Raw genomic sequence first — 21,591 nt, 5'->3', positions numbered from 1 at the left:
TCCATGGGTCGGCGCGGGCGTTCTGCCCGGCAACGTCCCGTGCGGCGGGTTGGTTACGGCCGCTGCGGCAATCGGGGGACGCGGAAGGGGCGGACCCGTGCCGGGTCCGCCCCTCTCAAGTGCGTTACCGCAGGGCCTACTTGACGGCGCCCGCCATCACGCCGGACACGAACTGCCGCTGGAAGGCGAAGAACACCGCCAGCGGGATCACCATGGAGATGAACGCGCCCGGCGCCAGCACGTCCACGTTGTTCCCGAACTGCCGTACCTGCGTCTGCAGGGCGACCGTGATCGGCTGGCTCCCGGAGTCCGAGAAGATCAGCGCGACCAGCATGTCGTTCCACACCCACAGGAACTGGAAGATGCCCAGGCTGGCGATGGCCGGCCCGCCCAGCGGCATCACCACCCGGGCGAACAGCCGGAGTTCACCTGCGCCGTCGAGCCGGGCCGCCTCGAGCAGCTCGCGGGGTATCTCCGCGAAGAAGTTCCGCAGCAGGAACACGGCGAAGGGCAGCCCGAAGCCGACGTGGAAGAGGATCACCCCGAGGATCGAGCCGAACAGGCCGATCTTGCCGAAGAGTTCGGCGATCGGGATGAGCGCCACCTGCACCGGCACCACGAGCAGCCCCACCACGGCCAGGAACCACCAGTCGCGGCCGGGGAACTCCATCCACGCGAACGCGTAGCCCGCGAGCGCCCCGATGACCACGACGAGCACCGTCGCCGGGACGGTGATCAGCGCGGTGTTGACGAGGGAGTCGGTGATGTCGCCGTTCTTCAGCAGGTCCTCGTAGGCCGAGAAGGTCAGCTTCGACGGCTCGCTGAACACCTGCCACCAGCCGCTGTCCGCCATCTCCCGCGAGCTGCGCAGCGAGGACAGCAGCAGCCCGAGGGTCGGCACCAGCCAGAACAGCCCGACCACGATCAGGAACACCTGGACGAGGCCGCCGCTGACGCCCCCGGCGAGCCGCGAACCCAGCGACGGCTTCGCCTTGGCCGTCGCCTCGGGCGCCTTCGTGAGGGAACCCGCCGCCTCCGCGGTCATCGCCGCACCTCCCGCCTGAGCCGCCGTACGTTGAACCACATCACCGGGATGACCAGGAGCAGCAGGAACACCGCGATGGCGCTGGCGATGCCCGGCTGGTCGGAGGCGAAGCCCTTGCGGTACAGCTCCAGGGCGAGCACGTTCGCGTCGTCCTGCGAGGAGCCCGGGGCGATGATGAACACCAGGTCGAACACCTTCAGTACGTTGATCATCAGGGTGACGACCACGACCGCGAGGACCGGCGCCAGCAGCGGCACGGTGACCCGGCGGAACACCTGCCACTCGTTGGCGCCGTCCACCCGGGCCGCCTCGAGCAGCTCGCGCGGCACGCCGGCCAGCCCCGCCGCGATCAGCACCATCGCGAAGCCGGCCCACATCCACACGTACGAGCCGATGATGGCCGGGGTGACCAGCGACGGGCCGAGCCAGTCCAGGCCGTTGTACGCCTCCGCGAAGTTGCTCGCGGGCAGCCGCAGCAGCGCGCCGTCGGCCTCGGCGGGCAGCGTGAACGTGCCGTCGTCGGCCGCCTTGGTGGACGCGACGACCTCGCCGTCCTTGACGGCCTCGATCCGCATCCCCGGGTAGCCCAGCTCGGCCGCGTCGACCCCGCCCAGCTTGCCGACGCCCTTGCCGCGGGTGAAGTCCTGCCAGGTGGTGCCGGTGACCTTGCCGTCCTCGGCCTTCGGGGCCGCCGCCGGCTGCGCGCCGTCCGGCAGCTGGTCGGGGGCGACGCCGACCAGGGGCAGCGCGACCGGGGTGCCGGCGGAGACGGGCGCCTTGGTGACGAAGGCGCCCCCGCCGGCCGCCTTCAGCGGCGACTGCCGCCCCGGGTGGGCCTTCGGGAACGCCGAGGACTCGGCGAAGGTGTCGTGCACCCCGACCCACACCGCGTTGGCGACGCCCTTGTCCGGGTCCTGGTCGTACACCAGGCGGAAGATGATGCCGGCGGCGAGCATCGAGATCGCCATCGGCATGAAGACGACCAGCTTGAACGCCGTGCCCCAGCGCACCCGTTCGGTCAGCACGGCGAAGACCAGCCCGAGGGCGGTGGCGACGGTGGGGGCGAACACCACCCAGATGACGTTGTTCTTCAGCGCGGTGCGGATACCGTCGTCGGTGAACAGCGCCTGGTAGTTGTCGAAGCCGGCGAAGCCGTCGCCCGACTGGTCGTAGAAGCTGCGGACCAGGGAGTACCCGATCGGGTAGACGACGAGCGCGCCGAGCAGGACGAGGGCGGGCAGCAGGAAGAGGGCGGCGACGGTCCGGCGGGTGCCGGTGACGCTCTTCCTGGTCCTGGGCCCGGTGGGCGCCGCGGTGGCGGACGTCATCGCGTCAGTCCTTGTAGGCGGCGGCCGCTTCCGCCTCCAGCTTCGCCTGGGCGCCGGCCACGTCCTTCGGGTTCTTCAGGAAGTCCTGGAGCGCCTTCCACTCGCCCTTGCCGGGTGTGCCGCCGAACGCCTGCGGGGCCTGGTCGGACATGTCGAAGCGGAAGTCGTCGCCGGCGGCGACGAGCGCCTGGGCGGTCTTGCGCTGCACGTCGTTCGGGTAGGCCGAGTTGTCCACGGCCTTGTTGGGGGAGAGGTAGCCGCCGAGCTTGGCCTGGATGGTGGCCGCGTCCGGGGAGGCGAGGAAGGTGGCCAGCGCCTGGGCGCCCTTGGAGTCCTTCAGCACCACGGCCGCGTCGCCGCCGGACACCACGGGCGCGGTGTCGCCGACCTTGGGGAACGGGAAGACCTTCGCGTCGGTGCCGACCTTGGCGCCCGCCTCACCGACCGTGACCTGCACGAAGTCGCCCTCGTAGACCATGCCGGCCTTGGGCTGGTCGCCGCCGGTGAAGGTCTGGGTGACCGAGGCGGGGAACTCGGTCTGCAGCGCGCCGTCGGCGCCGCCCGCCACGAAGTCCTTCTTGCCCCAGACCTGCGCGAGCGTGGTCAGCGCCTGCTTGACGCTCGGGTCGGTCCACTTGATCTCGTGCTTGGCCAGCTGGTCGTACTTCTCCGGACCCGCCTGGGAGAGGTAGACGTTCTCGAACCAGTCGGTGAGGGTCCAGCCGTCGGCGCCGCCGACGGAGAAGGGGGTGACGCCGGAGTCGTAGACGGTCTGGGCGGTGCTGAGCAACTCGTCCCAGGACTTGGGCTCGGCGGCGCCGGCGTTCTCGAAGACCTTGGCGTTGTACCAGACCAGCGACTTGTTGGCGGCCTTGTAGTACACCCCGTACTGCTTGCCGCCGACCTTCCCGATGTCCTGCCAGCCCTGGGAGTAGTTCTCCCCCAGCTCCTTGCTCGCCTCCGCCCCCAGCGGCTTGGCCCAGCCCTTGTCGACGGCCTGCTTGATGGCGCCGGGCTGCGGGAGCATCGCCACGTCGGGCGGGGCGCCGCCGGCGATCTTCGAGCCGAGGAAGTTGATGATCGGGTCCTGGGCCGGCACGAAGGTCACCTTGGCGCCGGTCCGCTTCTCGAACTCGGCCAGCACCTTCTTGAAGTTCTCCTGCTCGGTGCCGGTCCACACGGCGGCGACCTCGATCGTCTCGCCGTTCAGCTTGGGAAGCGTGACCGTGGCGGCGGTCTCCTTCCCCCCGTCCCCCTTGTCCCCGCTGCCCTCGTCACCGTCGTCACCGCCGCACGCCGTGAGCGAGAGCGTGAGGGCTCCGGCTGCGGCGAAGGCGGCTGCGGCTCTCATCGTGCGGGTGGCGGTCCGTGAGCGGTCGTGCGTGATACGCGTGCGCATAGCTGCCCCGTTCTTCGTCCTCATCGACGTCCAGCGCTGTCCCGTGGGCTCTGGTGTACGCCAGGGGGTGACCACCGGCAAGACCGCGTCCCAGGCCGCAACGGAGATCGTGACCGCGTCGTGACTCGGCTGACAGAGCTGGGGAGTTGGGGGCGATCGTGCGCTAGGGCGTGTCCGTAAAGTCCCGTCGTCCGCCCGTAGGGCGGGCCGCGCGGGGTCCGGTGCGGCGAGAGTGCGTGCCGGGCGTCGCCAGGCAGACGAGACTTTGCGGACCCGCCCTAGGCCCAGCCGTGCTCGGTGAGCGGCTCACCGCCCTTGAGGTAGCCGAGCAGCCCGGCCTCGGGGTACTCGATGATGTCCTCGGGCAGCTCGTGCACGGACCACCACCGCAGGCCGAGGCACTTCTCGGGCTCGCGGTTGACCGGCTCTCCCGCCCACAGGGTGGCCAGGAAGAAGAGGCCGATGCGCTCCGTCTCCAAGCCCTGCTTGTGGTGCACCACGTGCACGAGCCTCAGGTGCTCGGGGTCGACCTCGACGCCGGTCTCTTCGTTCAGCTCGCGCGCGGCGCCGACGGTGAGCGGCTCACCGGCGTCCAGCTTGCCCGAGGGGGCGTGCCACCGGCCGTACCCGTACGGGCCTCCACGCTGCGACAGCAGCACTTTGTCGCCGTCGCGCAGAATCACGTGCGTGTCGATCGTGGGGGTCGCGGGCGTCGGGGTCATGAGTTCACCGTGGGGTTGTCGGGTGTGGTGGGGGTGCTGACGCTACCGCCGGGTGCCGGCACGGCGTCGGCGATTCGCTTGGCTACGTCCGTAGGAGTGGAAGTGCTGGAGTCGGCGGGGGGCCGCAGATGTCGCTCGACGGCTGGGGCCAGGGGGGCTGAGCGTGGAGAACATGCTGTCCGTGGCCGTCGGGGCCGCTGTCGGGCTCATAGGGGTCGTGTTCGGGGCGTGGTTCACCGCGCGGCGGCAGGATCGGATGTGGGTGCGGGAGCAGAAGCTCACGGCGGGGGTCGGGTTCAACACCGCCGTGGTCCAGCTGCTCGATCAGCTGAAGGGCACGCGGCTGGGGGACGACGGGCCCGGAGCCGAGGAGTTGGCCGGGCGGATGCAGGAGGCGCGGTCGGCGCTGTATCTGCTGTGCGCCCGCGAGACCGTCGATCTCGCCGACGCTCTCGCGCGTCGGGTGTGGAGCACGCGGCCCACCGACGGCAGGGAGGAGCGCAGGGCCGAGTTCCGGGAGACGCTGGAGCTGCTGGGCCGCTTCACCCGGCGGCTTCGGCGGGAGATCGCCGGATCAGAGCAGTGACGGGACCTCCGCCGCCGCCACCTCCCGCGCCGCCCGTTCCAGCGCGCTGGCCAGGAGGGCCAGGTCGGTGGGGCCGTTGCCCAGTTCGCGGACCGGGCGGTGGGTCGGGGGGTCGCCCATGCGGGGCCAGTCCAGGGGGACGACCGTGGGGCGGAGGGTGGCCGTGCGGGGGATGCGGCCGGTGACGCGGCCCGCCTGGAAGGGGGTGGTCCGGCCGTCGGGGGTGGCGAGGTGGCCGCGGCCGGGGGACGGTTCGTCCGGGCCGGGGCGGGGGGCGTCCAGGGTGACGCGGAGGGAGGCGCGACGGGACGGTTCCGTCTCGGCCGTGCGGCCGCCCGGCGCCGTGGCGGCCACCAGGTGGACGCCCAGGCGCTCGCCGTCTCGCGCCACCGCCTCCAGGGCCCGGGTCACCGAACCCGCGGCCGGTCGACCGGGTGAGCCCAGCGCGGGAGTGACCAGGGCGTCAAGGTCGTCCACGACCACGACCAGGCGGGGGAGCGGCGGGGGCGCGGCCGTCGTGCGTTGCCGGGACGCGGCGGGGCGCAGGCGCATGGTGGTGCTGGGCGGGGAATCTATGTCCGCGGAGTCGGCGCTCGTGCGTTGCGGGACCAGGCGGTCGGCGACCTCATGGCCCGTGTGCCAGTCGGTGAACGAACCCCGGCCCAGCAGCTCGGCCCGCCGCTTCAGCTCGGCGCTCAGGGACTGGGCGAACTCCCGCATCCGGATCGGGTCGTTGGCGCCCAGGTGGGTGGTGACGTGCGGGACGTCCGTGCACACGCGCAGGCCCTCGCCCGCGCCAGTGGTGACGCCGTCCCGGCCGTCCAGCAGGACGATGCCCAGGCGGTCGGGGCGCTCGGCGGAGGCGAGGGAGGCGACCGTCGCGCGCAGCAGCTCCGTACGGCCGCTGCCCGGCGGGCCCTCGATCAGCAGGTGCGGGCCCTCGGCCGCCAGGTCCACCGCGACCGGGCCGCGCGGGCCCGCGCCCAGCACGCCCTGGGCGCGTCCGCCGAGCGACTCGGTGTCGTCCACCGCGTCCGCCCAGCGGGCCATCAGGGACGCCGGGGTGGCCCGGGCGAGGCCCAGCTCGTCCAGGAGCCGGGCCGCCTGGGGCAGCGGCGCGGACACCCGGGCCGGCCGCTCGGCGCCCGAGCCGTCGGTGCGCAGCGGCGCCACGGCCCGCGCGAACCGCTCGGCCCAGGCCGCGGAGACGGCGTCCACCGTGCCGAGCGTGCCATTGCCGACGGGGCCGCCCGGGGCGACGCGCAGCAGCCGGAGGGTGGTCGCCACGTCACCGCTGAGCAGCGCGACGGCCCCGCACTCCCGGAACACCGCCGACGCCGCACAGGCCGCCTCGTAGGTCTCCGCCACCGGGGAGGCGGGGGACGCGGCGGGCGTCTCGGCAAGGGCCACCACATGGATGCCGGCCCGCGGGCCCTCCTGCGCCAGCCGCGCCAGCGACCCGCGCAGGTCGGCGCCGCCGGGGTCGCCGTCCACGACCACCACCGTGTACGGGCCGGTGTGCTCGCCGGTGTCGGTGTCCGGCAGCGCCCAGGAGGGGCGCCGGGCCGGGCCCTCGCCCGGGGACGCGGTCGGCTGGGCCGGGATCCTCTCGGAGGCGGAGGCGCGGGCCCCCGTGTCGGCGACGTGGTCCTCCAGGCGGCGCAGCAGCTCCGCGGCGCGGGCGCCGGCCTGCTCGCGGTCGTGGGCCAGCAGCAGCCGGCAGTCCTGGCCGTGCGCCGGGCGCAGCTGCGGCAGCCAGCCCAGCCAGGCCCACTCGGCGCTGCGCTCGGCGAGCGGCCGAGCGCGGTCCGCGCTGATCAGGACGATCTCCAGCAGGTCGGGCGAGTGCAGCGCCGCGAGCTGGGCCAGCACCGCGCGGGCCAGGCCGGCCAGCCGCTCGCGCGGGCCGGCGAGGCCCAGCGCCCCGGCCTCGCGCAGTCCGACGGTCACCGGCACGGCGGGCAGCGCCCCGCCGCCGGGGGCGAGGCGGTCGGCGGTGCCCAGCCGCACGGCAAGCACCTCGGGGTGGCCGGGGCCGCGCTCCCACAGCCGCGGGCCCGGCCCGAGCGCGGTCAGCAGCAGGGCGGCGGGGTCCGGCCAGGTCTCCGGCGCGGGGGAGGGACCGGCGGCCGGAGGCGACGGTGCCGCCGGCTCGGCGTACGGGTCGGTCCCGTGCCCGGCGGGGCCCTCGTGCTCCCCGTACCCGTCGTTCGTGTACCCGTCGTCCGTCGTCGCGCGCGGGCCCGGTACGGCGGCGCCCGCCCCCTCCGGGCGCCCGCCGGTGAGCCGGCGCGCCCAGGCGCCGAGCCCGCCGCGCCGGCGCGCGCCCTGCGGGAGGTCGTGCCCGAGATCCCGCGGTACGTCCGTGCCGTGCGACGGCGTGGCCGTGCGGCCCGCCTCGCCGGGGCGGTCCGCCCAGCCGAGGCCGCCGAAGCCGCTCGCGTGCGTGGCGTCCGCGCCCGGGCCGCCGCCGTCGGTGCCGTACGCCATGGCCCCTCGCGCGTGATGCGTCCCCGCGGCCGGCGCCTTGCCGGTGACCCGCACGGCACCGGCCGCCCCCGCCGCGTCGGCCACGCGCGCGTGGGCGACGGCATCGACCTCGCCGACCCCCTCGGCGGCGGCGTGACCCGGCGCCGGTGCCACCCGCACGCACCCCTCCCCGTCCGGCACCGTCCGCACCCGCGCCGCCTCCGACAGGGCCGCCGGCACCAGGCGCAGCGCCGACTCGCCGACCCGCAGCAGCGCCCCCGGCGCGAAGCGGACCGGGCGCTCGCCGACCCGGACGCCGTCCAGCAGGGTGCCGTTCGTGGAGCCGAGGTCGGCGACCGTGACCTGGCCGTCGCCGGCGACGGTCACCGCGCAGTGGGTGCGCGAGACGTCCGGGTCGTCGAGCGGGACGTCGGCGTCGGCGGACCGGCCGAGCCTGACCTGGCCGCCGTGCAGCAGGTGGACGCCGCCCGCGTCGGGACCGGCGACCACATGGAGCTGGGCCGGGGCGGCGGCCGGCTCGCCGTGCGGGTCGGGCTCGCCGGGGGCGCCCAGGCTGAGCACGGCGCCGTCGATCAGCGGGGGCTCGCCCAGGGTGCAGCGCTGGGCGTCGAGGCGGCGCGCGCCCGCGTAGAGCACCACCGGGCCGGAGGCGGGGGCCTCGCCGCCGGGCAGCGCCGCGGCCAGCGCGGAGGCGACCGCGGCCAGCGCGGTGCCGGCGGGCGCGGTGACGAGGAGGTCCCGCCACACGGCGCGGGTGCCCGCCGCGGCATGCGGGCCCTGCGGGTCTACGACGGTCAGCCGGATCTGCATCGCCGTCAGCGGTCCCTTCGCGCGGGCGCCCGGGCACCGGGGGCGAAGCGGTCCCCGCGGTCCCCACCGCGGACTTCCCCCACCGCCGCACGAGCACGTCGGCCAGTACTGCACGCATCCTCGCACCTGCCACTGACAACCCGCCCGCCGCGGGCCGTCGAATGATCTTGATTGCTCGGCTCTGCCCGCAAAAGTGCCTGACAGGTGCCCCGCGGGTGATCGGAAACGCCCGTCTTGAGATCGGTCACGTCCGGGTTCGGCAACCATGGGACCGGGTCGCGCGTCTTTCCGGACCCGCACCGAGGACTGCGACAACCCGGCGCGGGACGGCTGCGGCACTACAGTGGGTCGGCGGGAGCAGTCCCCCGCAGCACCCCGGAACACCGTCCAGAACCAGCAGGGAGCGCATGACGTGCGGCCGGTAGGCAGCAAGTACCTCCTGGAGGAGCCGCTCGGTCGCGGCGCCACCGGGACCGTCTGGCGAGCCCGCCAGAACCAGACGGCGGGCGCCGAGGCGGCCGTCGCGGGACAGCCCGGCGAGCTCGTCGCGATCAAGGTCCTCAAGGAGGAGCTGGCGAGCGACGCCGACGTGGTGATGCGCTTCCTGCGGGAGCGCTCCGTCCTGCTGCGGCTGACCCACCCCAACATCGTCCGGGTCCGCGACCTGGTCGTGGAGGGTGATCTGCTGGCGCTGGTCATGGACCTCGTCGACGGCCCCGACCTCCACCGCCACCTGCGCGAGAACGGCCCCTTCACCCCGGTCGCCGCCGCGCTGCTCACCGCGCAGATCGCCGACGCGCTGGCCGCCAGCCACGCCGACGGCGTGGTCCACCGCGACCTGAAGCCGGCCAACGTGCTGCTGAAGCAGGCCGGCGGCGAGCTGCACCCGATGCTCACCGACTTCGGCATCGCCCGCCTCGCCGACTCGCCGGGACTCACCCGCACCCACGAGTTCGTCGGCACGCCCGCGTACGTCGCGCCGGAGTCCGCCGAGGGCCGCCCGCAGACCTCCGCCGTGGACGTCTACGGCGCCGGCATCCTGCTCTACGAGCTGGTCACCGGCCGCCCGCCGTTCTCCGGCGGCAGTGCCCTGGAGGTGCTGCACCAGCACCTGAGCGCCGAGCCGCGCCGCCCCTCCACCGTCCCCGACCCGCTGTGGACGGTGATCGAGCGCTGCCTGCGCAAGAACCCCGAGGACCGCCCCAGCGCCGAGAACCTCGCCCGCGGCCTGCGCGTCGTCGCCGAGGGCATCGGCGTGCACGCGAGCAGCGCCCAGATCGGCGCCGCCGAGGGCGTCGGCGCGCTGCTCGCCCCCGACCCCGCGCCCGCGCAGGTGCCGGAGGCGGCCGGGGCCGCCGACCCGACCCAGGTCCTGCCGCACGGGCAGGGCGCGTACACCCCGCCGGGCGCGTACGACCCGCAGGGCCAGGGCGCGTACGACCCGAACGGCGCCACCAGCGTCCTCCCGCACACCGGCGCCCCGGGCGGGCAGGGCGGCGCCGACCCGACCACCGTCATGCCGCCGGTCCCCCCGGGCCAGCAGGGACAGCCCGGCCCCCAGGACCCCCACCCCTGGCAGAACCAGCTCCGCGCCGCCCGCGACCGCAACGAGCAGACGCAGGTGCAGTACCTCGACCCGAACGAGGACCCGCTGCGCCGCCGCCCCCAGCGCCAGGTCGCCCGCCCGCAGCAGCCGCCCCGCCAGGCCCCGCCCGGCGGCCCCCAGCAGCCCCCGCCGGGGTACGGCTACCCGCAGCAGCCCCAGCCGCAGCGCTACGCCACCCCGCAGCCGCAGCAGCCCCAGCAGCCGGCGCCCCAGCGGTACGCCCCGCCGCCCGCGCCCGAGCCGGCCGCCCCCCGGCGCGAGCCCCGGCCGCCCCGGCAGCGCAGCGCCAACCCGATGCGCATCCCCGGCCTCGGCTGCCTGAAGGGCTGCGTGGTCACCCTGGTCGTCCTCTTCGTGGCCGGCTGGCTGGTCTGGGAGCTGAGCCCGCTCCAGGACTGGATCGGCACGGGCAAGGGCTACTGGGCCCAGCTGAGCGACTGGTTCACCACGGTGACCGACTGGATCGGCGACCTCAGCTCGGGCGCCAACTGACCCGACTCTGGGGATTTGTCGACAACCAGCGGGTGAATCCGCCCTCCTTGGTGAAGGCTGCCTCCGTCAACGCGTAGCTTTGTCGGCAACACGCGTCGGTAGGAGCAGTCTTGGCACGGAAGATCGGCAGCCGGTACACCGCCCACCAGATCCTCGGGCGGGGCAGCGCCGGCACGGTGTGGCTGGGCGAGGGTCCCGAGGGGCCCGTCGCGATCAAGCTGCTGCGCGAGGACCTGTCGTCCGACCAGGAGCTGGTCGGGCGCTTCGTGCAGGAGCGCACCGCCCTGCTCGGCCTGGAGCACCCGCACGTCGTGCCGGTGCGCGACCTGGTGGTGGACGGCAACGACCTCGCGCTCGTCATGGACCTGGTGCGCGGCACCGACCTGCGCACCCGCCTCGACCGCGAGCGGCGCCTGGCGCCCGAGGCCGCGGTCGCCGTGGTGGCCGACGTGGCCGACGGCCTGGCCGCCGCGCACGCCGCCGGCGTGGTGCACCGGGACGTCAAGCCGGAGAACGTCCTCCTCGACATGCAGGGCCCGCTCGGCCCCGGCGGCTCGCACCCCGCGCTGCTGACCGACTTCGGGGTGGCCAAGCTCATCGACACCCCGCGCCGCACCCGCGCCACGAAGATCATCGGCACCCCGGACTACCTCGCCCCGGAGATCGTCGAGGGCCTGCCCCCGCGCGCGGCCGTCGACATCTACGCCCTGGCGACCGTCCTGTACGAGCTGCTCGCGGGCTTCACCCCGTTCGGCGGCGGCCACCCGGGCGCGGTGCTGCGCCGGCACGTCACCGAGTCCGTCGTCCCGCTGCCCGGCATCCCGGACGAGCTGTGGCAGCTGCTCGTGCAGTGCCTCGCCAAGGCGCCGGCCTCCCGGCTGCGCGCCTCCGAGCTGGCCGCCCGGCTGCGCGAGCTGCTGCCGATGCTGGCCGGGATGGCCCCGCTGGACGTGGACGAGCCGGAGACGGAGGAGGAGCGCGAGGGCCTCGCCGAGCCTGCCGCGTCCCCCGCCGGGGAGCGGGCCCGGCGCGGGGCGGTGCCGCTGGTGCCGGGCGCCAAGCCGGCCGACGCCAACCGGGACACCCACACCTCGATGCGGGTCCCGGCCCCGGACGAGCTGGCCGGCGGCGCCCACGGCACCGCCCGCGCCCCGCGCGCGTCCGGCGCCCCGCGCCCCGGCTCGGCCCGCAACCGCGCCACCACGCGCCGCCGCCGCGTCGTCCTCGGCACGTCCGCCGCCGTCCTGCTGGCCGCCGTCGGCGCCGGCACCTGGCTGGCCACGTCGGGCGACGACGCCCCGTCCCCGCCCGACCAGCGGAACTCGGCCCCGGCGGTCCCCTGAGCGGAGCGGGGCCGGAGCCGGCCGGCGGAGCCGTTACGCTGGTTGCGTGGCAGTCGTCGATGTATCCGAAGAGCTGAAGTCCCTCTCCTCGACCATGGAGTCGATCGAGGCCGTCCTGGACCTCGACAAGATGAGGGCAGACATCGCCTCGCTCGAGGAGCAGGCGGCAGCGCCGTCGCTGTGGGACGACCCGGACGCGGCGCAGAAGATCACCAGCCGCCTCTCCCACCTCCAGGCCGAGGTGCGCAAGGCGGAGGGCCTGCGCGGGCGCATCGACGACCTCTCGGTCCTCTTCGAGATGGCCGAGGAGGAGGACGACCCGGACACCCGCGCCGAGGCCGAGTCCGAGCTGGCCTCCGTCCGCAAGGCGCTGGACGAGATGGAGGTCCGCACCCTGCTCAGCGGCGAGTACGACGCCCGCGAGGCGCTCGTCAACATCCGCGCCGAGGCCGGCGGCGTCGACGCCGCCGACTTCGCCGAGAAGCTCCAGCGGATGTACCTGCGCTGGGCCGAGCAGCACGGCTACAAGACGGAGATCTACGAGACGTCGTACGCGGAGGAGGCCGGCATCAAGTCGACCACCTTCGCCGTGCAGGTGCCGTACGCCTACGGCACCCTCTCTGTCGAGCAGGGCACCCACCGCCTGGTGCGCATCTCGCCCTACGACAACCAGGGCCGCCGCCAGACCTCCTTCGCCGGCGTCGAGGTGCTGCCCGTGGTCGAGCAGACCGACCACGTCGAGATCGACGAGTCCGAACTGCGCGTGGACGTCTACCGCTCCTCGGGCCCCGGCGGCCAGGGCGTGAACACCACCGACTCCGCGGTGCGCCTCACCCACCTGCCCACCGGCATCGTCGTCTCCTGCCAGAACGAGCGCTCGCAGATCCAGAACAAGGCCACCGCCATGAACGTCCTCCAGGCCAAGCTCCTGGAGCGGCGCCGCCAGGAGGAGCAGGCCAAGATGGACGCCCTCAAGGGCGACGGCGGCAACTCCTGGGGCAACCAGATGCGTTCGTACGTCCTGCACCCCTACCAGATGGTCAAGGACCTGCGCACCGAGCACGAGGTCGGCAACCCCGAGTCGGTGTTCAACGGCGAGATCGACGGCTTCCTGGAGGCCGGGATCCGCTGGCGCAAGCAGCGCGAGAAGTAGCGGCAGACGCGGCGGGAAGCGTCGAGACGCGGCGAGTTTTACAACACACTCACACCCTTCGCGACCGGCATACCCCTCGCTACCCGGACATCCCCCAACACACCGCCCTTGACTCGCCTTTGAGCTTTGGGAAGGGTAAGGCGCGGCATGCGTGTTTCGCGGGGCGCATGTGAACCGGGGGGTCCGAGCGCAGCCACCCCCCGTAGATCACGGCCCCGAGCGCCGCATCACTGACGATGAGCTACTGGGGGTAGCAACCTTATGACCAAGAAGACGCGGATCCGGTTCGCACGCATAGCGGCCGGTGCCGTGATCGCGGCCGGCGCCTCGCTGACCGCCGCCGGCGCCGCCTCGGCGCTCGACATCGGCGGGAGCGTCGACGTCGGCGTGACCGTCGGCGACGACGACACGACGCCGCCGCCCTCGCCGTCGTCCCCGGACGACACCATCCCGACCAGCCCGAACGAGACGCCGCCGCCCTCGCCGTCGGCCCCTGAGGACCCGACGACGCCGCCGGCCCCCGAGGACCCGACCACCCCGCCGCCGGCCACCGACAACCCTACCGAGCCCGCCGAGGAGCCGTCGGAGCCCACGGAGGACCCCTCCGACCCCTCCAACCCCACCGAGCAGCCCCCGGGCGGCGGTGACAACGGCAACGGCAACGCAGGCGGCAACGGCGGCAGCGGCAACAACGCCGACCCGGCCGGCGGCGCCGCACAGGAGCAGGGCTCCTCGTCGCTGACCGACACCGGCCAGGAGCTCCCGCGCGCCGACACCTCCGCCCAGGGCGGTGGCGCCGAGCTGGCCGAGACCGGTGCCGCGGAGACCACCTTCCTGCTGGCCGGTGCCGCGACGATGATCGCCGGCGGCATCGCCTTCCGCGTCCTGCCCCGCGTGATGGGCAACCGGGGCGGCGCGGCCGCCTGAGCCGACGCGGCCACGTGAAGGGGCCCGGAGCGCGCGACAGCGCCTCCGGGCCCCTTCCAGCTTCTGTACGGGTCTCTACGGGCCGCTCAGGCCGTCTGGTGCGCCAGCAGGGCCACCGCCGCGATCAGCACCGCGAGCAGCGCCACGAGCGCCACCGGATTCAGTCCCGCGAAGAAGGACTCCTGCTGCTGGAGTCGCTCGCGGTTCGCCCGGCACACCGGGCAGCGGCCCTCGCTCACGGGCGCCGCGCAGTTCGCGCACACCAACCGGTCGTACGTCATGCGCTCGCCCTCCTAGCCGCCGGCTCCGTCCGGAGAACGCCCGCAAGGACGCGAACGTTCCCCCTCCACTGTGCCAGGTTCCGCCAGGGCCCGCGCGCGTTCCCGGCGGTACCGGGACAGGACCGGTACAAGGGCACGCTGGGCACCCGGGGACAAAACGCGCAAGTGCCACTCAACTACGCCCGGTGACTGCGGGGGCCTCCCCGGGTCGCGTATGGTCACGCTCATCTACCCCCGGCGACCCGTGGTGCACCCGTGATCCGATTCGACAACGTCTCCAAGGTCTACCCCAAGCAGACCCACCCGGCACTCAGGGATGTCTCCCTGGAGGTCGAGAAGGGCGAGTTCGTCTTCCTCGTGGGCTCCTCCGGCTCGGGCAAGTCCACCTTCCTGCGGCTCATCCTGCGCGAGGAGCGGTGCAGCCACGGGCAGGTGCACGTCCTGGGCAAGGACCTCGCGCGCCTGTCCAACTGGAAGGTCCCGCACATGCGGCGCCAGCTGGGCACCGTGTTCCAGGACTTCCGCCTGCTGCCGAACAAGACGGTCGGCGAGAACGTCGCCTTCGCGCAGGAGGTGATCGGCAAGTCCCGTGGCGAGATCCGCAAGTCGGTGCCGCAGGTGCTGGACCTGGTCGGCCTCGGAGGCAAGGAGGACCGCAGGCCCGGCGAGCTGTCCGGCGGCGAGCAGCAGCGCGTCGCCATCGCGCGCGCCTTCGTCAACCGGCCCAAGCTGCTGATCGCCGACGAGCCCACCGGCAACCTCGACCCGCAGACCTCCGTCGGCATCATGAAGCTGCTCGACCGCATCAACCGCACCGGCACCACCGTGGTGATGGCCACGCACGACCAGAACATCGTGGACCAGATGCGCAAGCGCGTCATCGAGCTGGAGAAGGGCCGCCTCGTCCGCGACCAGGCGCGCGGCGTCTACGGCTACCAGCACTGACCACGAAAGGTTCATCCAGACGCCATGCGCGCCCAGTTCGTCCTCTCGGAGATCGGTGTCGGTCTTCGCCGCAACCTGACGATGACCTTCGCGGTGATCGTCTCCGTCGCCCTGTCCCTGGCCCTCTTCGGCGGCTCGCTGCTGATGAGCGACCAGGTCAACACCATGAAGGGCTACTGGTACGACAAGGTCAACGTCTCGATCTTCCTGTGCAACAAGAGCGACGCCGGCTCCGACGCCAAGTGCGCCAAGGGCGCGGTCACCGAGGACCAGAAGAAGCAGATCAAGGCCGACCTCGACGAGATGGCCGTGGTCGAGAAGGTGACGTACGAATCGCAGGACGAGGCGTACAAGCACTACAAGGAGCAGTTCGGCGACTCCCCGCTGGCCAGCTCCCTCACCCCGGACCAGATGCAGGAGTCGTACCGCATCAAGCTGAAGGACCCGGAGAAGTACCAGGTCATCGCGACCGCCTTCGACGGCCGTGAGGGCGTGCAGTCGGTGCAGGACCAGAAGGGCATCCTGGACAACCTCTTCGGGCTGCTCAACGGCATGAACTGGGCCGCGCGGGCGATCATGGCGCTGATGCTGGTCGTCGCGCTGATGCTGATCGTCAACACCGTGCGCGTATCGGCGTTCAGCCGCCGCCGGGAGACCGGCATCATGCGCCTGGTGGGCGCCTCCGGCTTCTACATCCAGGCGCCGTTCATCATGGAGGCCGCGGTCGCGGGGCTGATCGGCGGCGGTGTCGCCTGCGGATTCCTGGTCGTCGCCCGGTACTTCATCATCGACCACGGCCTGGCGCTGTCCGAGAAGCTGAACCTCATCAACTTCATCGGCTGGGACGCGGTGCTGACCAAGCTGCCGCTCATCCTCGCGACCAGCCTGCTGATGCCCGCACTTGCCGCGTTCTTCGCCCTGCGCAAGTACCTGAAGGTGTGACACATGCCAAGGGGGCGGGACGGCCAACGGCCCGTCCCGCCCTTTCGGCTTGTCCTAGACTCACCCGCATGTCAGGCCGTGACCCGTTCTGTCAGCCCCGTCGCGTACGCCGCGGGGCCGCCCTGACCTTGGTGTTCGCCGGTGTGCTGGTGGCCGGGGCGGTCACCGGCAGCTTCCCGGAATCGGACCGGAAGTCCCCTGCCGAGACGGCCCGTTCGGTCAGCCCCGTCGGACACCACGAGGCGGTCGCCCGGGCGGCGGCCGAGGCGATGGCGGACGGCAAGTCCCCGACGGAGGCCGCCGAACGCGCCGTCAGCCGCAGCGGGGACCGCTGGGGCGCCGTCTACTCCCCGGACGAGTACGAGGAGTTGGAGGAGTCGCTCGACGGCCGCTACACCGGCGTCGGCCTCTCCGCGCGGCGCGAGCACGACGGCGGGATCGAGGTGACCCGGGTGCGCTCCGGCTCGCCCGCCGCCGGCGCCGGCATCCGCGAGGGCGACCGGCTGCGCAGCGTCGACGGGCGCCGGGTGGACGGCCGGCCGGTGACCGAGGTGGTCGCCATACTGCGCGGCGACGCCGAGCGGGAGCCCGCCGGCAGCGCCGTCCGGCTCGGCCTGGAGCGGGGCACGCGCGCGTGGACGGAGACCGTGCGCCGGGCCACGCTCTCCACGGACCCGGTCGGCGTCCGCACCCTCTCCGACGGCCTCACCGTCATCCGGGTCTCCTCCTTCACCCGGGGCACCGGCGACCAGGTGCGCGCCGCCGTCGACCGCGCCCGGCGCGGCACCGGCGCCGTCCTCGACCTGCGGGGCAACTCCGGCGGCCTGGTCGCCGAGGCCGTCACCGCCGCCTCCGCCTTCCTCGACGGCGGCCTGGTCGCCACGTACGACGTCGACGGCGACCAGCGCGCCCTGCACGCCGCGCCCGGCGGCGACACCGCCCGCCCGCTGGTCGCCCTGGTCGACGGCGGCACGATGAGCGCGGCCGAGCTGCTCGCCGGCGCGCTGCAGGACCGGGGCCGCGCGGTCGTCCTCGGCTCGCGCACCTTCGGCAAGGGCTCGGTGCAGATGCCGAGCACGCTGCCCGGCGGCTCGGTGGCCGAGCTGACCGTCGGCCACTACCGCACCCCGTCCGGGCGGGCCGTCGACGGCCGGGGCATCACGCCCGACCTGGATGTGGACCCGGCGGACCCGGGCACCCTGGAGCGGGCCCGCACGGTGCTCGGCGGCCTGGGCCGGCCCTCGTAATCGGCTTTCCCCCGCGGGGCGTCGTAGTGCCAAAATGGGCGGCACTATGGCTAAGGAAAAAGGGCGCAAGCTGATCGCGCAGAACAAGAAGGCGCGGCACGACTACCAGATCCTCGACACCTACGAGGCCGGCCTGGTCCTCACCGGCACCGAGGTGAAGTCGCTGCGCCAGGGGCGGGCCTCGCTCGTCGACGGCTTCGTGCAGCTGGACGGCAACGAGGCGTGGCTGCACAACGTGCACGTGCCGGAGTACAGCCAGGGCACCTGGACCAACCACAGCGCCCGCCGCAAGCGCAAGCTGCTGCTGCACCGGCTGGAGATCGACAAGCTGGAGTCGAAGTCCCAGGAGACCGGCCACACCGTCGTGCCGCTGGCGCTGTACTTCAAGGACGGCCGGGCCAAGGTCGAGATCGCGCTGGCCCGGGGCAAGAAGGAGTACGACAAGCGGCAGACGCTGCGGGAGAAGCAGGACCGGCGGGAGGCGGAGCGCACGGTGTCGGCGCTGCGGCGCCAGCGGCGGGCCTGATACACTTGATCTGTACCACGTAGCTGGTGCGCGCCCCTCCCGGTGTTTCAGGGAGGGTTTGAGAAATCAACATGGGGATGATCGGTTTCGACAGCGGTTGTCGAAGCAGGGGAAGCGTGTCGAGGAAGCGGCCATGATCTCGTAAACCACAGGCCGAAACAAATAATCGCCAACACCAAGCGCGATTCCTCCCAGCAGGCCTTCGCCCTCGCTGCCTGATCTCAGGTAGCAGAGCGAGCCTCCTACTACGGGAGTGTCAGCCCGGGGCTGTTCCCGTCCCGGATCCTGGCATCAGCTAGGGGACTAAACCTTGATCCCGGTCACGGGGTGAAGAGGGAAACCAAACAGTGACTGAGCCCGTCGGAGACTTGTCCGCGTGATCTCCGGGGCTGAGAAAATCGAAGCGGACTGCACACGGAGAAGCCCTGGTTCCGCACCGTTGGACGCGGGTTCGATTCCCGCCATCTCCACAGTTCCCATGTGGGCCGAGGCCCCGTCGCTCCCACGCGGCGGGGCCTTCGTCATGCCCGGGGCCCGTCACCGACGCCCCGCAGGGTCAGCAGCAGCGCCACCGCGGCGGCCGTCGCCGGGGTGCCGTAGCCGGCCGTGGGGGAGAGGTGCTCCGTCGTCCAGCCGCCTGCCGCGCTGCCGCAGGCGATGCCGCCGAGGAGGGCGGTCACCGCGAGGGTCATGCCCTCGGTGAGGCGGCCCTCGGGGGTGCGGCGCTGGACCAGGGTCATCGTGGTGATCATCGTCGGCGCGGTCGCCGTCCCGGCGGCGAGCAGGGAGAGGGCCAGCAGCGGCAGGCCGCCGCCGAGGGAGGCCGCGAGCAGCGGGAGGGTCATCAGGCCCGCCATCGCCGCCACGCACCACGGCAGCCGGCCGGCCGGCGACCCGGCCGGGCGCACCGCCCCGAACAGCAGGCCCGCCGCGCAGGAGCCGGCCGCCTGGAGGGCGAGCACGGCGCCGGCGGCGGCACGGTGCCCCCGGGCGTCCGCGAAGGCGAGGGTGACCACCTCCATCGCGCCGAAGACCGCGCCCATCGCCAGGCACACCGCGAGCAGCGGCGGCATGCCGGGCGCCCGCAGCGGTCCCCGTGCCACCGGCGGACGCGCCCTGGCCGGGGGCTCCGTGGCCCGCTGGGTCGCCAGGAGCAGCACGCCGGACAGGAGCAGGGCCACCCCGGTCAGCGTGCCGGCCTCCGGGAAGAGCGCCGTGCACAGCAGGGCCGCGAGCAGCGGGCCCAGCATGAAGCACAGCTCGTCGGCGGCCTGCTCGAAGGAGTTCGCGGTGTGCAGCGCCCCCGCGTCGCCGCGCAGCAGGTGCGCCCAGCGGGCCCGGGCCATGCCGCCGGTGTTGGGCGTCGTGGCGGTGGCGGCGTAGGCGGCGAGGAGGGTCCAGTCGGGGGCGCCGGTGCGCACGCACAGCACCAGGGCGAGCGAGCCGAGCACGGCGCACAGGGTGGCCGGCACGGCGACCTTCGCCTGGCCGTGCCGGTCCACCAGGCGGGCGGTCCACGGCCCGACCAGCGCGGTCGCCGCCAGGCCCGTCGCGGTGACGGCGCCGGCGAGGGCGTAGGAACCCCGGGTGGCGGCGATCATCACCACCGCGCTCACGCTGAACATGCCCATGGGCAGGCGGGCGAGCAGGTTCCCGGCGGTGACCGCCCGGGCGCCGGGCGTCGCGAGGAGCCGGCGGTACGGGCCCGGCGGCCGGCGGTGTCGGTCGCGGGGCCGGAAGTCGGCGATGACGGGGGAGTCGGCGATGACGGAGAAGAACGGGTCGCGGGCGTCCCGCGGGGTGGGCTTCGGCATGTCCGTACCGTCGCCCGCGGCCGGCGACGGCGTCCAACACCTGCCATGTGCCCATTCACGCACCGGTGTTGTAAGTTCGCCCGATGCCCGCACCCGTCCACCTGGACCCCCGCCTGCTGCGCGCCTTCGTCACGGTGGCCGAGGAGCTGCACTTCACCCGGGCCGCCGCCCGCCTCTACGTCGCCCAGCAGGCGCTCAGCCGCGATGTGCGGCGTCTGGAGCGGGAGTTGGGTGCGGAGCTGTTCGTGCGCAGCACCCGGCAGGTGGCCCTCACCGCCGACGGCGAGCGGCTGCTGCCGTACGCCCGCCGGGCCCTCCAGGCGCAGGACGACCTGCTCGCCGCCGCCGGGCAGGCCCGCGCCCTCCTGGTGGACCTCAACTCCCCGGGCCTGTCCACCGGGAGCCTGGTCCTGGACCGGGCCCGGCGGCTCGCCCCCGAACTGGAGCTGATGGCCCGCTACGAGAGCGGCCTCACGCATGCCGCCGCCGAACTGCTCGCCGGCCGCCTCGACGCCTCCTTCGGCCGGGTCGCCGGCCTCGCTCCGGCGCTCCGGGCGGGCCTGGACCACCAGCCCGTGCGCTACGAGGCCATGGCGCTGGTCCTGGCCGAGGACCACCCGCTGGCCGCGTCGCCCGCGGTCCCGCTCGCCGCGCTCGCAGGGGAGACGGTCTACGCCGGGGCCGGCAACCCGCGCACGCCGGAGTGGACCGACCTCGCGCACCGGCTGTTCGCCGGGCGGGACATCGAGGTGGCACCGCCGATGCCGCTGGCGGTCGGCGTGGAGGAGTTCCGGCGCGTCGTCGGCCGCGCCGGCCACCCGGTCCTCGCCGTGACGGGCTTCCCGGCCATGCCCGGCACCGTGGTACGGCCGCTGGTCGAGCCGGTGCCGCTCTCGCCGGTGTCGCTGGTCTGGCGGAGGGGCCTGGCGCACCCGGCGCTCACGGCGCTGCGCCGGGCGGCGGCGCGGGTCGCGGCCGAGGAGGGGTGGCTGGAGCGGCCCGACGGGGGGTGGCTTCCGGCCACCGACCTGGCGGTGATGTCCGGGGCGTGACCGCAGCCGGATCGCGACCGGCGGCCCCGTCGTATGGTTCGGCTGGGCGGCGGGCGTGGCGGGTGAGGCGCACGCTCCCCGTGGTGGCCGGACGGACGAAGGGGGCAGGGGTGGGCAAGCGGCAGATCCAGGGCATGCTGCGGCTGATGGCGGGTGGCGGGCCCGTCGAGGTGCGCAGCAGGACGGCGTCCGTGAAGAAGCTCGCCCGGCTCGCCTTCACGGCCCAGCAGTTCGGCTACGAGTACGCCGACGTGCGGACCGGCACCCAGCGCGGGACACCGCGATGCGGATGACCCTGGTGCCCGACCACAGCCCCCAGGCCCGCGCCCGCGCCGCGCACCACTGGGCGCAGTACCCGAACGCCCACGACGGGGTGTCCCTGCCGCCTCTGGTGCCGGACGCGGTCGAACTGCTCAAGGCCCGGATCAACTTCGACCTCACCGGCAGGAGCGCCGAGAAGCGGCTGGGTCTCGCCGCGCTCGCACTCACCGTCGCGGTCCTCGCGTACACCCTCCAGGAGGGCAGCCTCGGGGTCACCGCGGTGGTGTGGGTGGTGGTCCTCGCCCTCCTCGGTGTCGCCTTCGTCGCCAACCGCCGGCGCAACGCCGGGTTCGCGGCGCGGCTGCGGGCCGCCGGCTTCGTGCCGGTCACCGACGCCGGCGGCCGGGTGCGGTACCTGCCGGCCACCGGATCGCCGTACGGGACTGCGCCGCCGCACCCCGGTACGCCCGCCCAGCCGCCCCACGCCCCCCAGCAGAACCCGTACTGGCAGCCCCAGCAGCCACCGCGCTGATCCTGGGCCTCTCATCCGGCCCACCGGCGGGGTGAGAGCAACGTTCCCTGCCGGTCACCCGGGGCCCCACCGGGCCGAAACGCGCCCTCC

The 21,591-nt window shown here is 73.9% G+C and carries 19 protein-coding genes and 1 other RNA gene; 13 read left to right on the top strand and 7 right to left on the bottom strand.

What is annotated here, in order from left to right:
* Nucleotides 1-136: 136 nt before the first annotated feature.
* From ACGFZL_RS21115 to ACGFZL_RS21100, 4 genes are all read right to left on the bottom strand, one after another.
* Nucleotides 137-1,045: a carbohydrate ABC transporter permease gene (locus ACGFZL_RS21115; RefSeq protein WP_355176310.1), complete on the bottom strand. Its 909-nt coding sequence runs from the start codon at nucleotides 1,043-1,045 to the stop codon at nucleotides 137-139.
* The gene (locus tag ACGFZL_RS21110; protein ID WP_393693696.1) at nucleotides 1,042-2,373 is read right to left on the bottom strand and encodes a carbohydrate ABC transporter permease; all 1,332 of its coding nucleotides are present in this window, start codon (nucleotides 2,371-2,373) and stop codon (nucleotides 1,042-1,044) included. Before ACGFZL_RS21110 ends, ACGFZL_RS21115 begins: the two co-directional genes overlap by 4 nt.
* 4 nt (nucleotides 2,374-2,377) lie before the next feature.
* Entirely contained in the window at nucleotides 2,378-3,772 is a 1,395-nt protein-coding gene (locus ACGFZL_RS21105) for an ABC transporter substrate-binding protein (protein ID WP_393693693.1), read from the bottom strand.
* Between the two features lie 278 nt (nucleotides 3,773-4,050).
* Nucleotides 4,051-4,494 carry an NUDIX domain-containing protein gene (locus ACGFZL_RS21100; protein ID WP_355165255.1) on the bottom strand — a complete coding sequence of 148 codons (444 nt, stop codon included), beginning with the start codon at nucleotides 4,492-4,494 and terminating at the stop codon, nucleotides 4,051-4,053.
* A 163-nt stretch (nucleotides 4,495-4,657) separates the two neighbouring features.
* On the opposite strand from ACGFZL_RS21100, the gene ACGFZL_RS21095 reads away from it, so the two are divergent.
* Nucleotides 4,658-5,080: a hypothetical protein gene (locus ACGFZL_RS21095; RefSeq protein WP_393693691.1), complete on the top strand. Its 423-nt coding sequence runs from the start codon at nucleotides 4,658-4,660 to the stop codon at nucleotides 5,078-5,080.
* On the opposite strand, the gene ACGFZL_RS21090 is transcribed toward ACGFZL_RS21095, so the two are convergent.
* Nucleotides 5,069-8,380, bottom strand: coding sequence for an FHA domain-containing protein (locus ACGFZL_RS21090; RefSeq protein ID WP_393693689.1), 3,312 nt, complete (start codon nucleotides 8,378-8,380; stop codon nucleotides 5,069-5,071). The genes ACGFZL_RS21095 and ACGFZL_RS21090 overlap by 12 nt on opposite strands.
* A gap of 412 nt (nucleotides 8,381-8,792) precedes the next feature.
* Here ACGFZL_RS21090 and ACGFZL_RS21085 point away from each other — a divergent pair, with 412 nt between their 5' ends.
* The 4 genes from ACGFZL_RS21085 (at nucleotide 8,793) to ACGFZL_RS21070 (ending at nucleotide 13,901) form a co-directional block, all read left to right on the top strand.
* Nucleotides 8,793-10,478, top strand: a complete 1,686-nt coding sequence (locus ACGFZL_RS21085; protein ID WP_393693687.1) for a serine/threonine-protein kinase — start codon at nucleotides 8,793-8,795, stop codon at nucleotides 10,476-10,478.
* A gap of 110 nt (nucleotides 10,479-10,588) precedes the next feature.
* A complete protein-coding gene (locus ACGFZL_RS21080) occupies nucleotides 10,589-11,821 on the top strand; it encodes a serine/threonine-protein kinase (RefSeq protein WP_355165272.1) in 1,233 nt (410 codons plus the stop codon).
* Between the two features lie 46 nt (nucleotides 11,822-11,867).
* The gene (gene prfB, locus ACGFZL_RS21075; RefSeq protein ID WP_355165274.1) at nucleotides 11,868-12,974 is read left to right on the top strand and encodes a peptide chain release factor 2; all 1,107 of its coding nucleotides are present in this window, start codon (nucleotides 11,868-11,870) and stop codon (nucleotides 12,972-12,974) included.
* 261 nt (nucleotides 12,975-13,235) lie between these two features.
* Nucleotides 13,236-13,901 (top strand): hypothetical protein, encoded by a 666-nt coding sequence (locus ACGFZL_RS21070; protein WP_393693685.1) that lies wholly within the window; start codon nucleotides 13,236-13,238, stop codon nucleotides 13,899-13,901.
* An 86-nt stretch (nucleotides 13,902-13,987) separates the two neighbouring features.
* Here ACGFZL_RS21070 and ACGFZL_RS21065 read toward each other — a convergent pair whose 3' ends face one another.
* A complete protein-coding gene (locus ACGFZL_RS21065) occupies nucleotides 13,988-14,182 on the bottom strand; it encodes a hypothetical protein (RefSeq protein WP_355165278.1) in 195 nt (64 codons plus the stop codon).
* Nucleotides 14,183-14,437: 255 nt separating this feature from the next.
* Between ACGFZL_RS21065 and ftsE the strand changes: the two genes are divergently transcribed.
* The 5 genes from ftsE to ssrA all read left to right on the top strand — a co-directional run bounded on the left by ftsE (nucleotide 14,438) and on the right by ssrA (nucleotide 18,315).
* Entirely contained in the window at nucleotides 14,438-15,127 is a 690-nt protein-coding gene (gene ftsE, locus ACGFZL_RS21060) for a cell division ATP-binding protein FtsE (RefSeq protein ID WP_355165280.1), read from the top strand.
* A gap of 24 nt (nucleotides 15,128-15,151) precedes the next feature.
* Nucleotides 15,152-16,069, top strand: a complete 918-nt coding sequence (gene ftsX, locus ACGFZL_RS21055; protein WP_355165282.1) for a permease-like cell division protein FtsX — start codon at nucleotides 15,152-15,154, stop codon at nucleotides 16,067-16,069.
* A 68-nt stretch (nucleotides 16,070-16,137) separates the two neighbouring features.
* Nucleotides 16,138-17,316, top strand: coding sequence for a S41 family peptidase (locus ACGFZL_RS21050; protein ID WP_393693682.1), 1,179 nt, complete (start codon nucleotides 16,138-16,140; stop codon nucleotides 17,314-17,316).
* Nucleotides 17,317-17,362: 46 nt separating this feature from the next.
* Nucleotides 17,363-17,842, top strand: coding sequence for an SsrA-binding protein SmpB (smpB, locus tag ACGFZL_RS21045; protein WP_355165286.1), 480 nt, complete (start codon nucleotides 17,363-17,365; stop codon nucleotides 17,840-17,842).
* Between the two features lie 73 nt (nucleotides 17,843-17,915).
* Nucleotides 17,916-18,315: a transfer-messenger RNA gene (gene ssrA / locus ACGFZL_RS21040) on the top strand.
* Nucleotides 18,316-18,363: 48 nt separating this feature from the next.
* Here the strand turns inward: ssrA and ACGFZL_RS21035 are convergent.
* Entirely contained in the window at nucleotides 18,364-19,656 is a 1,293-nt protein-coding gene (locus ACGFZL_RS21035) for an MFS transporter (protein WP_393693680.1), read from the bottom strand.
* An 83-nt stretch (nucleotides 19,657-19,739) separates the two neighbouring features.
* Between ACGFZL_RS21035 and ACGFZL_RS21030 the strand changes: the two genes are divergently transcribed.
* The 3 genes from ACGFZL_RS21030 to ACGFZL_RS21020 all read left to right on the top strand — a co-directional run bounded on the left by ACGFZL_RS21030 (nucleotide 19,740) and on the right by ACGFZL_RS21020 (nucleotide 21,501).
* Nucleotides 19,740-20,708, top strand: a complete 969-nt coding sequence (locus ACGFZL_RS21030) for a LysR family transcriptional regulator (RefSeq protein ID WP_393693678.1) — start codon at nucleotides 19,740-19,742, stop codon at nucleotides 20,706-20,708.
* Between the two features lie 110 nt (nucleotides 20,709-20,818).
* A complete protein-coding gene (locus tag ACGFZL_RS21025) occupies nucleotides 20,819-21,001 on the top strand; it encodes a hypothetical protein (RefSeq protein ID WP_393693676.1) in 183 nt (60 codons plus the stop codon).
* A complete protein-coding gene (locus ACGFZL_RS21020) occupies nucleotides 20,992-21,501 on the top strand; it encodes a hypothetical protein (RefSeq protein WP_393693674.1) in 510 nt (169 codons plus the stop codon). Before ACGFZL_RS21025 ends, ACGFZL_RS21020 begins: the two co-directional genes overlap by 10 nt.
* Nucleotides 21,502-21,591 lie beyond the last annotated feature (90 nt).

It is taken from the genome of Streptomyces sp. NPDC048182 (genome assembly GCF_043202555.1).
GTDB lineage: Bacteria > Actinomycetota > Actinomycetes > Streptomycetales > Streptomycetaceae > Streptomyces.
This window is presented reverse-complemented; position numbering and strand designations above follow the sequence as displayed.

Coding starts and splice junctions, on each gene's coding strand:
- ACGFZL_RS21020 (WP_393693674.1), top strand. CDS start 20,992: ATGCGGATGACCCTGGTGCCCGACCACAGCCCCCAGGCCCGCGCCCGC.
- ACGFZL_RS21065 (WP_355165278.1), bottom strand. CDS start 14,182: ATGACGTACGACCGGTTGGTGTGCGCGAACTGCGCGGCGCCCGTGAGC.
- ftsX (WP_355165282.1), top strand. CDS start 15,152: ATGCGCGCCCAGTTCGTCCTCTCGGAGATCGGTGTCGGTCTTCGCCGC.
- ACGFZL_RS21070 (WP_393693685.1), top strand. CDS start 13,236: ATGACCAAGAAGACGCGGATCCGGTTCGCACGCATAGCGGCCGGTGCC.
- ACGFZL_RS21115 (WP_355176310.1), bottom strand. CDS start 1,045: ATGACCGCGGAGGCGGCGGGTTCCCTCACGAAGGCGCCCGAGGCGACG.
- ACGFZL_RS21100 (WP_355165255.1), bottom strand. CDS start 4,494: ATGACCCCGACGCCCGCGACCCCCACGATCGACACGCACGTGATTCTG.
- ACGFZL_RS21030 (WP_393693678.1), top strand. CDS start 19,740: ATGCCCGCACCCGTCCACCTGGACCCCCGCCTGCTGCGCGCCTTCGTC.
- ACGFZL_RS21050 (WP_393693682.1), top strand. CDS start 16,138: ATGTCAGGCCGTGACCCGTTCTGTCAGCCCCGTCGCGTACGCCGCGGG.
- smpB (WP_355165286.1), top strand. CDS start 17,363: ATGGCTAAGGAAAAAGGGCGCAAGCTGATCGCGCAGAACAAGAAGGCG.
- ACGFZL_RS21090 (WP_393693689.1), bottom strand. CDS start 8,380: ATGCAGATCCGGCTGACCGTCGTAGACCCGCAGGGCCCGCATGCCGCG.
- ACGFZL_RS21105 (WP_393693693.1), bottom strand. CDS start 3,772: ATGCGCACGCGTATCACGCACGACCGCTCACGGACCGCCACCCGCACG.
- ACGFZL_RS21035 (WP_393693680.1), bottom strand. CDS start 19,656: ATGCCGAAGCCCACCCCGCGGGACGCCCGCGACCCGTTCTTCTCCGTC.
- ACGFZL_RS21110 (WP_393693696.1), bottom strand. CDS start 2,373: ATGACGTCCGCCACCGCGGCGCCCACCGGGCCCAGGACCAGGAAGAGC.